This is a genomic window from Pseudomonadota bacterium, from assembly GCA_011049115.1.
In the GTDB taxonomy this organism is placed as follows: Bacteria; Desulfobacterota; Anaeroferrophillalia; order Anaeroferrophillales; family Tharpellaceae; genus DSCM01.
In genome coordinates, this window is the sequence record DSCM01000002.1 from 28,165 (window position 1) to 42,155 (window position 13,991).

Annotated in this window: 14 protein-coding genes and 1 pseudogene; all 15 read left to right on the plus strand. The window is 54.7% G+C overall.

Annotated elements, in window-relative coordinates; translation table 11 throughout:
- Positions 1-211 precede the first annotated feature (211 nt).
- Positions 212-1,507 (plus strand): annotated as a pseudogene (locus tag ENN66_00245) (acetyl-CoA hydrolase/transferase family protein).
- Positions 1,507-2,115, plus strand: coding sequence for an XTP/dITP diphosphatase (locus ENN66_00250; GenBank protein HDS15068.1), 609 nt, complete (start codon positions 1,507-1,509; stop codon positions 2,113-2,115). The pseudogene ENN66_00245 and the gene ENN66_00250 overlap by 1 nt, the downstream one beginning before the upstream one ends.
- Positions 2,116-2,725: 610 nt before the next feature.
- The gene (locus ENN66_00255; protein HDS15069.1) at positions 2,726-3,973 is read left to right on the plus strand and encodes a transcription termination factor Rho; all 1,248 of its coding nucleotides are present in this window, start codon (positions 2,726-2,728) and stop codon (positions 3,971-3,973) included.
- Between the two features lie 91 nt (positions 3,974-4,064).
- Positions 4,065-4,262 (plus strand): 50S ribosomal protein L31, encoded by a 198-nt coding sequence (locus ENN66_00260; GenBank protein ID HDS15070.1) that lies wholly within the window; start codon positions 4,065-4,067, stop codon positions 4,260-4,262.
- Between the two features lie 14 nt (positions 4,263-4,276).
- Positions 4,277-4,966, plus strand: a complete 690-nt coding sequence (locus ENN66_00265) for an FAD-dependent thymidylate synthase (GenBank protein HDS15071.1) — start codon at positions 4,277-4,279, stop codon at positions 4,964-4,966.
- A 14-nt stretch (positions 4,967-4,980) separates the two neighbouring features.
- Positions 4,981-6,048 (plus strand): peptide chain release factor 1, encoded by a 1,068-nt coding sequence (locus tag ENN66_00270; GenBank protein ID HDS15072.1) that lies wholly within the window; start codon positions 4,981-4,983, stop codon positions 6,046-6,048.
- Positions 6,045-6,944, plus strand: a complete 900-nt coding sequence (gene prmC / locus ENN66_00275; protein ID HDS15073.1) for a peptide chain release factor N(5)-glutamine methyltransferase — start codon at positions 6,045-6,047, stop codon at positions 6,942-6,944. Before ENN66_00270 ends, prmC begins: the two co-directional genes overlap by 4 nt.
- A 17-nt stretch (positions 6,945-6,961) precedes the next feature.
- Positions 6,962-8,254, plus strand: coding sequence for a UDP-N-acetylglucosamine 1-carboxyvinyltransferase (murA, locus tag ENN66_00280; GenBank protein ID HDS15074.1), 1,293 nt, complete (start codon positions 6,962-6,964; stop codon positions 8,252-8,254).
- Between the two features lie 67 nt (positions 8,255-8,321).
- Complete coding sequence (gene hisD / locus ENN66_00285; protein HDS15075.1) at positions 8,322-9,635, plus strand: histidinol dehydrogenase; 1,314 nt, start codon at positions 8,322-8,324, stop codon at positions 9,633-9,635.
- A complete protein-coding gene (hisB, locus tag ENN66_00290; GenBank protein HDS15076.1) occupies positions 9,625-10,224 on the plus strand; it encodes an imidazoleglycerol-phosphate dehydratase HisB in 600 nt (199 codons plus the stop codon). The genes hisD and hisB overlap by 11 nt, the downstream gene beginning before the upstream one ends.
- Position 10,225: 1 nt before the next feature.
- The gene (gene hisH / locus ENN66_00295; GenBank protein HDS15077.1) at positions 10,226-10,858 is read left to right on the plus strand and encodes an imidazole glycerol phosphate synthase subunit HisH; all 633 of its coding nucleotides are present in this window, start codon (positions 10,226-10,228) and stop codon (positions 10,856-10,858) included.
- Between the two features lie 12 nt (positions 10,859-10,870).
- Positions 10,871-11,572, plus strand: a complete 702-nt coding sequence (locus ENN66_00300) for a hypothetical protein (protein HDS15078.1) — start codon at positions 10,871-10,873, stop codon at positions 11,570-11,572.
- A complete protein-coding gene (gene hisA, locus ENN66_00305; GenBank protein ID HDS15079.1) occupies positions 11,550-12,287 on the plus strand; it encodes a 1-(5-phosphoribosyl)-5-[(5-phosphoribosylamino)methylideneamino]imidazole-4-carboxamide isomerase in 738 nt (245 codons plus the stop codon). The genes ENN66_00300 and hisA overlap by 23 nt, the downstream gene beginning before the upstream one ends.
- Entirely contained in the window at positions 12,287-13,045 is a 759-nt protein-coding gene (hisF, locus tag ENN66_00310) for an imidazole glycerol phosphate synthase subunit HisF (protein HDS15080.1), read from the plus strand. The genes hisA and hisF overlap by 1 nt, the downstream gene beginning before the upstream one ends.
- Positions 13,042-13,991 (plus strand): phosphoribosyl-ATP diphosphatase (locus ENN66_00315; protein HDS15081.1); only part of this gene is annotated, 950 nt, incomplete at its 3' end. The genes hisF and ENN66_00315, both read left to right, overlap by 4 nt.

Genomic DNA, 13,991 nt, shown 5'->3' on the forward strand with positions numbered 1-13,991 from the left:
TGTATGCAGTGCGCTTTGTCAAATAAAATTTCATTGGGTTAAGGTGCGCGGCAAGGTTTCGCCGGCAAAGACGGTCTGTAAAACTGAAATCAGAGAAGGGTGCTTGACAGTTTGCGCCAAGATGTGTAGAACGCAGTTATGAGATGTTCCGGGCGGATCTTGGTGCCATTTTAAGGATGTAGGTAAAACTCAAAATTCGGGGAGCGGGTTTATGGCGGATTGGCGGAAGATGTATGACGAGAAACTATGTTCAGCGGCAGAGGCAGCGGCGGCAATTGAATCCGGTGACCATATCTGGTTTCCGGTGGGAGCTGGTGAGCCCTATTCTTTTATCCTGGCTCTGGAGGCCCGCAAAAAAGTCTGAAGCATGTGGTGACCCATCAGATTCTGCCGGCTCGCCCCGGTTATTTCGATGAGGATTCGTCGTTGCATATTCGTCATAATTCACTTTTTACCAGTGGGGCCTCGCGTGCCGCCGTCCATGAAGGCTGGGCTGATTTTACGCCCAACTATTTCCATGAAATTCCGCGCTTGATTCGGGAATATTGGTCGGCTGATGCTGCCGGCGCGATTGTTTCGCCGATGGATGAACATGGTTTTTTCAGCCTGGGGCTGGGCGTTGATTATACCTGGGAAGCCCTGCATAAAGCTAAAAAGGTGATTTTTGAAGTTAATCCGGATGCACCCCGCTGTCACGGCAACTGCCAGGTGCATATTTCCCGGGTTACCCATATTATCGAGTGTGACGATCCCATTCCGGTGCTGCCGATGCTTGAGCTTTCCGAGGTTGAAAAAAGCCATCGGGGGGTATGTGGCGGAGTTGATTGCCGATAGTTCAACCTTGCAGATTGGTTTCGGTGGGGTTCCCAACGCGGTTTGCAAGGCGTTGGAGCAAAAAAAGATCTGGGGATTCATACCGAGATGATGACCGAGGGTATCATGGAACTGGCCGCTTGCGGAGCGGTTAATAAATAACTCACGGAAAAATTTTAATCGCGGGAAAATGGTCGGCACCTTCGCCTGGGGCAGCAAACATCTTTATCAGTTTATGCACGCCAACCCGATGGTCGAAATGCATCCGGTCGATTACACCAACGAACCTTATAACGTGGGACGAAACGATAATATGGTGGCTATCAATTCGACCATTGAGGTTGATCTTCTGGGTCAGTGTCGTTCTGAATCAATGGGGCCTAAACAGTGGAGCGGCACCGGCGGGCAGGTTGATTTTTTCCGCGGAGCCAATATCTCCAGGGGGGGCAAAGGTTTTGTGACGATGCCTTCGACCGCGAAAAGCGGCACGGTCTCCCGAATCGTGCCGGCCCTGAAGTCGGGGGCCGTGGTGACCACGAATAAGAATGATGTCGATCATATTGTCACCGAGTTCGGAGTTGCTAAAATGCGCGGGCAGAATGCCCGGCAAAGAGCTTTAGGTCTGATTCGCATCAGTCATCCGGACTTTCGCGCTGAACTGACCCGTGCCGCACGAAAGTTGAAGCTGATCTGATGCGGCAACCGGATACGCGGCTGCTGCTGGCCACAACCAATCAGGGCAAGGTCAAGGAATTGCGGGTTCTGCTCGCGGGCACCGGGGTAGAGCTCGTTTCTCTACTTGATTTTCCTCATCTGCGGATGCCTGAAGAGACCGGTATGACCTTTGCGGAAAATGCTCTTTTGAAGGCCCGGGCGGCAGCAGTTGAGTTCGGGGGCTGGGTTTTAACCGATGATTCAGGACTCGTGGTGGAGGCTCTGGACGGGGCTCCCGGAATCCACTCGGCCCGATATGCCGGGGCTGGGGCCGGTGACGCGGAAAATAATGCAAAGTTGCTGCGAGCTTTGGTGTCAGTGCCGGAAGCGCTGCGCAAAGCTGAGTTCGTCTGCGTGCTGGCCTTGGTTTCGCCTGCGGGAGAAGAGTACTTGTTTGAGGGTTTCTGTCGAGGCCGGATTGCCACGGCGCCAGCTGGGGGTGGTGGCTTCGGGTACGATCCTGTTTTTCTGGTCGGGCCCGATTATCGGTTGAGCATGGCTCAGCTCAGTTTAGAACAAAAAGCCGAGGTCAGCCACCGGGGGCGGGCTTTACGAAAATTTCGTGCCTGGTGGCTGGCTGTCTTCTGATCGGTAAGGGCTGGCTCTGGTGGCTAAGCTTTTCGCGTGAAGCGACCGGATCCGGTTAGGGAAAAATTGTTTTTTTGTCCTGGCGAAGTGAAAAAAATGTTGACAATAACCCATTAAATATCTATATGCTCCTGCAAAACCCGCCTTTATTAGATTATTCTTAATTTTGAAGACCTTATAATAAGCCCGTTGAGAAGTTTTGCCGCGGCTGTTGCGGATGGTCGGCTTGGTTTTCCTGGCCCCGTTTTCATGGGGTTGGTGGAAAAACGTCATTTCCAAGTTTTACGGGCTTGCTTATGAGAGGCGCATTTAAATCTTATAGCCAACTTGAAAAGTATTTATCTATAAAAAACAGTTCCGGTTAGCTCTTCTTTTTCTGTTCCCGTATTCCTTTCGAAATGATTCGAAGTACGAAATCATATTAACGCCCGGATAAAATCAAAACTGCTTTTTTTTAATCAAATACCTTTTAAAAAGTCGGTTGCCTCTTTGCCGACAGCCAAAAACAGCTGTTTTTACCCTTATGTTGTTGTGTCGCGGTAGCAGCTGAAGGCGGACAGGTCCGTCAGCGCTGGCGATCTTCTGTTCAAAGTCTTTGCAAGGAATATCTATGAATCTGTCTGAGTTGAAAACCAAAAAAATCGCCGAACTGATGGATATGGGGCGGGAAATGCGGATTGAGGGGGCGGCCGGAATGCGTCGCCAAGATCTGATCTTTGCCATATTACAGGCCCATGTCAATAAAAATGGCGCGATTTTCGGCGAAGGTGTGCTTGAAACACTGCCCGATGGTTTTGGTTTTTTGCGTGCACCCGACTATAATTATCTTTCCGGTCCGGATGATATTTATGTTTCCCCTTCCCAGATCAGGCGTTTCAATCTGCGAACCGGCGATACGGTGGCGGGTCAGATTCGTTCCCCTAAGGAGAGTGAACGCTATTTTGCGCTGTTGAAAGTCTCCGAAGTCAACCATGAAAAACCGGAGGTTTCGCGCGATAATATCCTTTTCGACAATCTGACTCCGATTTTCCCCGACCAGCGTTTTATTCTCGAACGCGAGCAGGATAATTTCTCTATGCGGGTGATGGATCTGATGACGCCCATCGGAAAGGGCCAGCGCGGCTTGATCGTGGCTCCTCCCCGCACCGGGAAAACCGTCCTGCTGAAACAGATCGCCAACAGTCTTACCAAAAACCATCAGGAAATCACCCTGATCGTGCTCCTGATTGATGAACGACCCGAGGAGGTTACTGATATGAAACGCTCGGTGCGGGGCGAGGTGGTTTCCTCCACTTTCGACGAGCCGCCGCAGCGCCATGTTCAGGTCGCTGAGATGGTTTCCGAAAAAGCCAAACGCCTGGTTGAACATAAGCATGACGTGGTTATTCTGTTGGACAGTATAACCCGTCTTGCCCGGGCCTATAATACAGTTATTCCAGCCAGCGGCAAGGTGCTTTCTGGTGGGGTTGATTCCAATGCCCTGCACAAGCCGAAACGGTTTTTCGGCGCCGCCCGGAACATAGAGGAAGGGGGTTCTCTGACGATCATATCAACCGCCTTGGTGGATACCGGGAGCCGTATGGACGAGGTTATCTTTGAGGAGTTTAAAGGCACCGGTAACATGGAGCTTCATCTTGAGCGCCGCCTGGCGGACAAGCGTACCTTTCCGGCGATTGACATCATTCGTTCCGGAACCCGGCGCGAAGATCTGCTCATGGATCCCAAGGATCTGCAGCGGGTCTGGATTCTGCGGAAATTCATTCAGCCGATGAATGTTGTCGAAGGTATGGAATTTCTTTTGGAAAAAATGAAAGACACCAAGAATAACGCCGACTTTCTTGACTCAATGAACAGCTGAAATTTTAAATTTTGTTGACAATTGCATCCGGAAAGGGGTACAAAACCCGGCTTCTTCCTTTTCTGCAAAAAAATATGGAGGTCTATCTAAAATGAAAGAAGGAATTCACCCTAATTACGATAAGTGCGAAGTCAGTTGCGCCTGTGGTTTCACTTATGAGACCCAGTCGACATTGTCTGAGATCAAGGTTGAAGTCTGCTCTCAGTGTCATCCTTTTTTTACCGGCAAGCAGAAGTTTGTCGATTCCGCCGGCAGGATTGAAAAGTTTCGTCGCAAATACAGTAAGTAGGCGGTTTTCAGGATTTGTTGGTTTTTCTTTTGAGCTTCACCCCGGAAGCCGAGCGTTTGGTGGCCAATGCCGCTCGGCTTTGTTATTCGGCGGCGGATGGTCAGGCTCTGGGGTTGGGTTTCGGGCCGGATGATGACCGGAAAATGATCGCCAAGGTGCTGGCTTTGGGGCATCATGGTGTTCTGGAACACGCAGTTTTCAGCTTTATGGTGGAAGGCGTTTCCCGGGCCTTGACCCATCAGCTGGTGCGTCACCGGCTGGCCTCTTTTGCCCAGCAAAGCCAGCGTTACGTTGCCTTTGACGATGGTTTTACGTATGAAGTCCCCCCCGCCATCGCAGAGCGCTCCGATCTGGTGGCCCGTTACATTGATGAAATGGGCCGCTTGGCGGCGCTGTATAATGAATTCCGGGCGGCTGGGGTCAGTGCCGAGGACGCTCGTTTTATTCTGCCCAATGCTGCTCATACCCGCCTTGTTGTTACCATGAATGCACGTGAACTGCGTCATTTCTTCCGTTTGCGCTGTTGTCGTCGATCCCAGTGGGAGATTCGGGGGCTGGCGGTTAGAATGCTGCAGGAAAGTAAAAAAGTAGCACCGGCTTTATTTGAAAACGCCGGACCCGGTTGTCTGGTCGGGCCTTGTCCGGAAGGGCAAATGAGTTGCGGCGAAGCCGCTGCAGTCCGCCGCGAATTTTCCTCCCTTTAATCATTAATACAGCTATGTTTGCCAAACTTGAAGAAGTGGAACTGCGTTTTCTGGATCTCGAGGCCGAACTTGTTCAACCGGGGGGAATCGCCGACCGCAAGCGTTATCAGGAGGTCAACAAAGAACTTTCCGATATGCGTCCGGTGGTGGAGGCGTTTCGTCTTTACCGGGAGCTGGTTGATGAAATCAAGGAGCATCGTGAAATACTGAAAGACGACGACGAGGATCTTCGGGGGCTGGCTTACGACGAACTGCCGATTCTGGAGCGGCGGCAAGAGGCGCTGGAAAAAGAGATTAAGTTTCTGCTCCTGCCCAAGGATCCCAATGACGAAAAGAATGTGATTCTGGAAATACGGGCGGGGACCGGGGGCGAAGAGGCGGCCTTGTTCGCGGCCGACCTTTTTCGCATGTATGCCCGTTATGCCGAGCGACAGCGTTGGCAGATCGAAGAACTGGGCCGCAGTGAAACCGGAGTCGGCGGGTTGAAGGAAATCATTGTTCTTGTCAAGGGTAAACGGGTTTACAGCCGGCTTAAATATGAAAGCGGGGTGCATCGGGTGCAGCGGGTGCCCGCCACGGAATCACAGGGTCGCGTTCATACCTCGGCCGTGACCGTGGCCGTGCTGCCGGAAGCCGATGAGGTTGATGTTGAAATCAATCCTCAGGATTTGCGGATAGATATTTATCGCTCTTCGGGTCCCGGAGGGCAGAGCGTCAACACTACTGATTCCGCGGTGCGGATCACCCATCTGCCGAGCGGACTGGTGGTTGCCAGTCAGGATGAACGCTCGCAGCATAAAAACAAGGCTCGGGCAATGAAAGTTCTGGCTTCCCGGTTGCTGGATCTGCGTTTGCAGGAGCAGCATGATCAAATAAGTTCTGAACGTCGTCTACAAGTTGGCAGTGGTGATCGCAGCGAACGGATTCGGACTTATAATTTCCCTCAGGGACGGGTTTCCGACCATCGCATCGGGTTGACCCTGCATCGGCTAGAGACAATTATGAGTGGTGAAATCGATGAGTTGCTTTCCGCGTTGGTCTCTCATTATCAGGCCGAAGCCCTGCGAGGTCCCACTTCATGAGTTCACTCTGGACGGTGCTCAGCCTGCTTAACTGGGCCGCACCGTACCTGGCGAAATATGGTATTTCCTCCCCCAGACTCGACGCGGAGCTTTTGCTGGCCCGGGTTCTTGCTTGTCCCCGTCTTGATCTTTATCTGCGTTTCGACCAGCCGCTGGCCGCTTCCGAACTGGCTTCTTTCAAAGAACTCATTCTTGAACGCCGCCGGGGGGTCCCGGTAGCGTACCTGTTGGGTGAAAAAGAGTTCTGGTCTCTGCCGTTCAAGGTCAGTCCTGCAGTGCTGGTTCCTCGGCCTGAAACCGAACATCTGGTGGAAGAGGCGATTACTTTTCTTGAAAATACCTTTCCTCACGGTTGTGGAGTACTTGATCTAGGTACCGGATGCGGCAATATTATTTTAGCCTTGGCGCGCCATTTCTCGCAGGTTTCAGGATTTTCCTGGTGTGGGGTTGATCTGCGTCCGGCCGCCCTGGAAATTGCCTGCATCAATGCCCGGCAACTGGGTTTGCCGAATGTTTCCTGGCTGCAGTCCGATCTGTTTGCTGAAATTGGTTCCGAATCCTCGGTGTTTGGATTGATTGTCGCTAATCCGCCTTATATCGTCTCGGCGGAAATGGCAGGGCTGCCATCGGAGGTGCGCCATGAACCTGCCGCGGCTTTGGATGGGGGAGTTGACGGGCTTGATTTTTATCGACGGATCAGCGTGGCCGCGCGAAGGTTTATGCTTCCAGGTGCAGGGTTGATGTTTGAAGTAGGTGACGGGCAGGCGGAAGCGGTTAAAAATATCTTGGCATCATGCGGTTACAGTGCTATCTCTACGCGCATGGATCTGGCTTGCCGGGAAAGGGTGGTGAGGGGGTTGTTTGAGCCACGCCGGGAAAGTCAATCAGGTGCTTGAAATTTTTTGGAGCTGGGTTGGAAAGTATAATTATTAAAGGTGGTCGGCCCTTGTCCGGCGAGGTTACGATTGATGGGGCTAAAAATTCTGCCCTGCCCTTGATCGCCGCTACCCTGCTTGCGGAAAACGGTTGTAGCCGGCTTGAAAATATGCCTGATCTCAGAGATATCGGAACTATCCGGAGCCTGCTGGAGGGGATGGGTGCGGAAACCATGGTTTCGGGCAGCACCCTCGCCATTGTCGCCGAGCGTCTCAAAAACCAGCAAGCCCCGTATGAGTTGGTAAAGACTATGCGGGCCTCAATTCTGGTGCTCGGGCCGCTGATGGCCCGTTTCGGTCGGGCCCGGGTATCATTGCCCGGAGGCTGCGCGATCGGGGCGCGCCCGGTCAACCTTCATATCAAGGGGCTGGAGATGATGGGGGCCCGGATTAAGGTTGAACATGGCTATATCATAGGTCAGGCCGAACGGCTGCGGGGGGCCGATATCAGTTTTGACCTGACTACCGTGACCGGGACCGAGAACCTGATGATGGCGGCGGTCTTGGCCCGGGGGGTGACCGTTTTGCGCAATGCCGCCCGTGAACCGGAGATTGTCGACCTGGCTTGTTTCCTGAGGAAAATGGGGGCTCGGATCGAGGGCGAAGGGACGCATACGATTACGATTACCGGGGTTGAACGGTTGGCGGCCGCGGATTATCGCGTGATGCCTGATCGCATCGAAGCGGGAACCTTCATGGTGGCCGCAGGCATCAGCGGCGGAGATATCGTGATTCGTAATGCACCGCTGGCGGCCCTGGGCGGGGTTGTCAGTAAATTGCAGGAGATCGGACTGCTTATTGAACCCTTGACCGTTTTTCATGAGGAGGACTTGTTGGCGGGGACGGCGGTGCGGGTGCGGCGCCGGGATCTGGGTTTACGTTCCCTGGATGTCAAAACCATGCCCTATCCTGGTTTCCCCACCGACATGCAGGCCCAGATCATGGTTCTTCTGGCTTTGGCTCAGGGAACCAGTGTTATCAGTGAAACTGTTTTTGAAAATCGTTTCATGCATGTTTTTGAACTGCAGCGCATGGGGGCCGATATCGAGGTCGAGGGCCGCACGGCGGTGGTCCGTGGCGTTACGGCGCTTTCCGGGGCTCCGGTCATGGCCTCCGACCTGCGGGCGAGCGCCGGTTTGGTGCTGGCCGGCCTGGCCGCCGAAGGGGAAACCGTGATGTCACGAGTCTACCATCTGGATCGCGGTTATGCCGGATTCGAAAAAAAACTTCAAGCGCTGGGAGCCGATATTCAGCGGCGTCAGGAAATCTGACGCCGCCGCTGCGCGGAAAACCCTTTTTGCGCTTGCGGGCAAGTTAAGTCGGGGCAGAGAGAGGAACATGGTAAAAATTCATTCAAGCACCGATCCGCATTTTGCTGATTTTTTCGCACGGCTCTGCGAACGTAATCAGGGCTTTGACCCGGCCGTCGACGGAGTGGTTGCTGAAATTCTTGAGCGCGTTCGGTGTGAAGGCGACCACGCCCTGTTTGACTACACGCGGCGTTTTGATGGGCTTGATTTAACGACTGCTGGGATTGTCGTGAGCGAGGCGGAGATCGACGCGGCTTTTACGCAAATCGGCCGGGAGCAGTTGGCCGATCTTGAGCTTGCGGTGCAACGGATTACCGCTTATCACGATCGTCAACGCCGGCAGTCCTGGTTTGACGATCATGAAAACGGCGTCCTGCTGGGGCAGAAGATTACCCCGCTGTCCCGGATTGGTATTTATGTGCCAGGGGGTAAGGCCTCATATCCTTCTTCGGTGCTGATGAACGCTCTTCCGGCCCGGGTTGCCGGGGTTGATGAAATCGTCATGGTTTCGCCGGCGTCTCAGGGTTACAACCCCGCAGTTCTGGCGGCCGCCCGGCTCAGCGGCGTGGCTCGCATTTACCGCATCGGCGGGGCCCAGGCCGTCGCGGCGCTGGCTTTCGGCACTGCATCGGTGGCCCCGGTCGATAAAATCGTCGGGCCGGGCAATATCTACGTAGCTCAGGCCAAGCGGCAAGTCTTTGGTCGGGTTGGGATCGATATGGTCGCCGGTCCCAGCGAAATCATGGTCGTGGCTGATGATGGCGCCAATCCGGTTTTCATTGCGGCCGATCTTCTTTCCCAGGCCGAACATGATGAACTGGCGGTCGTGGTTTTAGTGACCCCGTCCGCTAAATTATGTGTCGAGGTCCGGGAAGAGCTGGCCCGGCAGCTTTCGCTTTTACCGCGGGCGGGCATCGCCCGGCAGGCTCTGGCTGATCAGGGCGCTCTGATTACTACCGGAAGTCTGGAAGAAGCCCTGGAGCTCGCCAACCGTTTCGCGGCCGAACACCTGGAACTGGCGGTCGCGGAACCCATGGTTGCTTTAAGCGCGATTCGTCATGCCGGGGCGATTTTTCTCGGCCATTTCACCCCGGAGGCTCTGGGAGATTATCTGGCCGGCCCCAATCATGTTTTGCCGACCGCAGGCACGGCTCGTTTTTCATCGCCCTTGGGCGTGGATGATTTTCTCAAAAAAAGCAGTGTTATCTCATTTAGTCCGGCAGCGCTCGGACGTTATGGTCGTCCGGTAACCGCGCTGGCGCAAATGGAGGGCCTCGCGGCCCATGGTCGGGCTGTCAGTCTGCGTCTGGCTGCTGATCGGGAGGGAGTTCATGGGGAGTAATGTACGTTGCGCCGAAATCCGCCGGCAGACCGCCGAAACCGATATTCAGCTGCTTCTGACCCTGGAGGGCCAAGGGGAGGGCCGGATTGAAACCGGAATTCCTTTTATGGATCACATGTTGACCCTCTTCGCCCGGCACAGCGGCAGCGATCTGGAGATTCTGGCGAAAGGTGATCTGGAGGTCGATTTTCATCACACGGTCGAGGATCTGGGGATTTGTCTGGGGCGGGCCTTAAGTCAGGCCCTGGGTGAACTTGGCGGTCTTGCCCGGTACGGAGAGGCCTTGATTCCGATGGATGAGTCCCTGTGTTCAGCGGTTGTTGATATCTCGCGACGACCTTTTCTGGTTTTCAACCTGGCTCTACGAACCCCCAAGGTGGGCGAGCTTGACAGTGAACTGATCGAGGAGTTTTTTCGGGCGCTGACAGTGCATGGGGGTCTGACTTTACATCTGAATCTCCATTATGGTAAAAATCAGCATCATATCTTCGAGTCGGCTTTTAAAGCCGTCGCCCACGCCCTGCGCCGGGCCTGGACGCCGCGGACGGAACTCGCGGGCCAGGTGTTAAGCTCAAAAGGGGTTTTGTAAAATGATCGCGATTGTTGATTATGGTATGGGCAACCTGCGCAGTGTGCAGAAGGCCGTGGAAAAGTTCGGTCGCCGGGCAGTGATTACTCGCAGCCCACAGCTGTTGGCCGATGCCCGGGCCGTTATTTTACCGGGAGTCGGAGCTTTTCGGGATTGCATGGATAATCTGGAAAACTTTGCTTTGATTGATCCGGTGCTGCGCGCCATTGCTTCTGGAAAGCCTTTTTTAGGTATCTGTCTGGGGTTGCAGTTGCTGTTCAGTGAGAGCCTGGAATTTGGATGCCATGCCGGACTTGGGGTGATCAAGGGCCAGGTCCGGCCTTTTGCCGTGGATTTGCCGGATCCGGATCGTCCCGGCGCTTTTCTGAAGATTCCCCATATGGGCTGGAACGAGGTTGTCAAAACCAAAGACTGCGCCGTGCTCGACGGGCTTGATCCGGCCGCCTATTTTTACTTTGTTCACTCTTATTACGTGGTTCCCGAGAATCCGGAAGTGATCGCTGCGAAAACGGATTATGGCGGTGAGTTCGTGGCGGCTGTAGCCTTTGACAATGTCTTAGCGACCCAGTTCCATCCAGAAAAGAGTCAGCAGCAGGGACTAGCCCTTTTCCGGGCCTTTGCGGCGCTGGAGTGAAAGGAAGAAAAAATGATCAAGCCTGAGGTCTTTGCCGTTGTTTGGCGGAGTGTCTTGCTGTGTCTGATGGCGATCTTCTGTGTAGCCTGTACGAGCAAGGATGTTCGGGTGCGCGCGGTCGAGGAAGTTCCTCCGTTTACCCGGATTGCGGTTATGCCGTTTGATGTGAGCGGCTGTCAAAGTTGTGCGCAAGCCTATCCTTCCTGCCGCCCCGACGGGGGCAAGATTATCTGCGACCAGATCGACAGCGGTATTGGTTACGAACTGGCCCTGTCGCTGGCGCGGGAAATTGCAATTTATGGAAAATATAAGGTAGTTGAACCGGAAACGGCGGTTAACGTGCTGCCTTTGGTCGGTCAGGCGCCGATGGCTGAAATCGGTCGGCGTCTGGGGGTTGAGGTTTTACTTTTTGGCGCGGTCAACCGTTTTGAGGAAAGGGTCGGCGGCCCCATCTCAGCACTCAGTCCGGCCTCGGTGTTTTTTGAGGTGGCGATGGTCGATGCCCGCAGCGGCCGCAAGGTCTGGTATGCGGTTTTTGACCAGACCCAGAAATCCTTAAGTGACGATATTACCAATCTGCGAAACTTTATACGCGGCGGCGGCAGGTGGTTGACGGCCCGCGAATTTGCCGATGTCGGGATTGCCGAGCTGGTGGAAAACTTTCCCGGTCTCGGGAGGAGTCAGATAAAAGATGATTATCATGCCGGCGATTGATCTTAAAGATGGTAATTGTGTGCGGTTGCGGCAGGGTCGGATGGAGGATGATACGGTTTTCTCCGGCGACCCGGTGGCCATGGCCCTAAAATGGCAATCTGCGGGGGCCAGGTATCTGCATCTGGTCGATCTCAATGGCGCCTTTGCCGGAGTTCCGGTAAATCGCGCGGTTATCGAAGAGATTGTCGCCGCCCTGACGATTCCCTGTCAGCTGGGCGGCGGGATTCGAGATCTGGAAACGATTGCGGCCTATCTTGAACTTGGTTTGGAACGAGTCATTCTGGGAACGGTGGCCGTGGAAAAGCCGGAACTTGTCAGGCAGGCGGCGGCGGCTTTTCCGGGACGGATCTGTGTCGGCATTGATGCTCGGCAAGGGTGGGTCGCGACTCGGGGCTGGGCCGAGGCCACTCGTGTCCAGGCCCTGGATTTGGCGCGTGGTTTTGAGGATTGCGGGGTTGCCGCGATCGTCTACACCGACATTTTGCGGGACGGGATGCGCAGTGGTGTTAATCTGGAAGAAACCCGCTCTCTGGCGGAGATAGTTTCCATTCCGGTGATTGCATCGGGCGGAATCGCCACGCTGGATGACATCAGGGTCTTGTTGCCGCTGGAAAAATCCGGAGTGCAGGCGGCGATTACCGGCCGGGCGCTTTACGAAGGCAGTCTTGACTTGGGGCAAGCTCAGGCTTTGGCTGACGGAGAGGGAGGGTTGTAATGTTGGCGAAAAGGATTATTCCCTGTCTTGATGTCAAGGACGGCCGAGTGGTAAAAGGGGTTAATTTTGTCGGCTTGCGGGATGCCGGTGATCCGGTGGCCGTGGCCGCGATGTATGATGAACAGGGCGCAGACGAATTGACTTTTCTCGATATTACCGCTTCCAGTGATCGGCGCTCGATTATTCTGGATGTGGTTGCCCGCACTGCCGAGCAGGTTTTTATTCCCCTGACTGTCGGTGGAGGGGTTCGAACTCTGGATGATATCCGGGCTCTGCTCAACGCCGGCGCCGATAAGGTTTCGATCAATACCGCCGCTGTGCACCGGCCGGAATTTGTCAAGGAAGCGGCTTATTGTTTTGGCAGCCAGTGTATTGTGGTGGCGATTGACGCCAAGGCCCGATCAGTAGGTGACGGTTGGGAGGTTTATATTTATGGCGGCCGTGAACCGACCGGAATCGATGCAGTGGCCTGGGCTCGGCGCATGGTCGATTACGGGGCCGGTGAAATTCTCCTGACCAGCATGGATCGGGATGGCACCAAGGATGGTTTTGACCTGGAGCTGACCCGTACAATTGTGGATGCCGTTGCGGTGCCGGTGATTGCCTCGGGAGGGGTCGGTAGCCTTGAACATCTCTATCAGGGCCTGACACGAGGGGCTGCCAGCGCCGCGTTGGCCGCCTCGATTTTTCATTATCGTGAATATACCATCACCCAGGCTAAAGCCTATCTTAGAGAACGCGGAGTCAGGGTTCGGTGATAGCTGAAGTTTACCGCCTGATCTGTGCGCGCCGGGATCGCCCCCGCCCCGATTCTTACGTGGCTGAACTTCTCGGGAATGATCCAGACCGGATTTTGAAAAAAATCGGGGAAGAGGCCTGTGAAGTTATTCTGGCGGCCAAGCAATCAGGCTCTGAAGCTCTGGTTCATGAACTTGCCGATCTGACCTTTCACCTGTTGGTCCTGATGGCTTCGCGGGGGCTTTCCCCTGAGTCCGTGGCTGCGGAGCTTGGGCGCCGTTTCGGGGTCTCAGGATTGGAGGAGAAGCGCCGACGTGAAGAAATGCATCGCGGGCAGAAGCTTGCCGAGGTTGCAAAGGATGATTTAAATGATGGCGGCGCAACGGCCGGGATGAAAAAAGTCCACCTGATTGGCATCTGCGGGACGGCGATGGCGGCTTTGGCCGGTATGCTTCATGAACGGGGGTGGTGGGTCTCTGGTTCCGATGCCGCCGCCTACCCGCCGATGAGTGAGTTGCTCGCCGCCCGGGGCATAAATGTAGGCTTGGGATACGAGCCCGCCCGACTCAGTAGCGAGTTGTCTTTGGTGGTTGTCGGCAACGTTGCCGCCCGCAGCAATGTGGAGGTGATACGGGCTCGGGAATTAGGGCTTGAGTGTCGTTCGCTGCCGGAAACTCTGTGGCGCGAGTTTCTGGTGACGGCCGGGCGTCGTCTGGTGGTTGCCGGCACTCACGGTAAAACCACGACAGCCTCGATGCTGGCCTGGAGTCTGGAATGTTGTGGAGTGGAGCCCTCCTTTATGATCGGGGGAGAGCTGATAAATTTCTCGACTAACTACCGACTGACTGGTAAAGCCGATTTTGTTCTCGAAGGGGATGAGTATAACAGTGCCTTCTTTGATCGTCATGCCAAATTTCATCACTATCGGCCGACTCATCTGATCATTACCGGAATCGAAATGGATCA

Coding starts and splice junctions, on each gene's coding strand:
- hisF (HDS15080.1), top strand. CDS start 12,287: ATGTTGGCGAAAAGGATTATTCCCTGTCTTGATGTCAAGGACGGCCGA.
- ENN66_00250 (HDS15068.1), top strand. CDS start 1,507: ATGCGGCAACCGGATACGCGGCTGCTGCTGGCCACAACCAATCAGGGC.
- ENN66_00255 (HDS15069.1), top strand. CDS start 2,726: ATGAATCTGTCTGAGTTGAAAACCAAAAAAATCGCCGAACTGATGGAT.
- hisB (HDS15076.1), top strand. CDS start 9,625: ATGGGGAGTAATGTACGTTGCGCCGAAATCCGCCGGCAGACCGCCGAA.
- ENN66_00300 (HDS15078.1), top strand. CDS start 10,871: ATGATCAAGCCTGAGGTCTTTGCCGTTGTTTGGCGGAGTGTCTTGCTG.
- prmC (HDS15073.1), top strand. CDS start 6,045: ATGAGTTCACTCTGGACGGTGCTCAGCCTGCTTAACTGGGCCGCACCG.
- hisH (HDS15077.1), top strand. CDS start 10,226: ATGATCGCGATTGTTGATTATGGTATGGGCAACCTGCGCAGTGTGCAG.
- ENN66_00260 (HDS15070.1), top strand. CDS start 4,065: ATGAAAGAAGGAATTCACCCTAATTACGATAAGTGCGAAGTCAGTTGC.
- ENN66_00270 (HDS15072.1), top strand. CDS start 4,981: ATGTTTGCCAAACTTGAAGAAGTGGAACTGCGTTTTCTGGATCTCGAG.
- hisD (HDS15075.1), top strand. CDS start 8,322: ATGGTAAAAATTCATTCAAGCACCGATCCGCATTTTGCTGATTTTTTC.
- hisA (HDS15079.1), top strand. CDS start 11,550: ATGATTATCATGCCGGCGATTGATCTTAAAGATGGTAATTGTGTGCGG.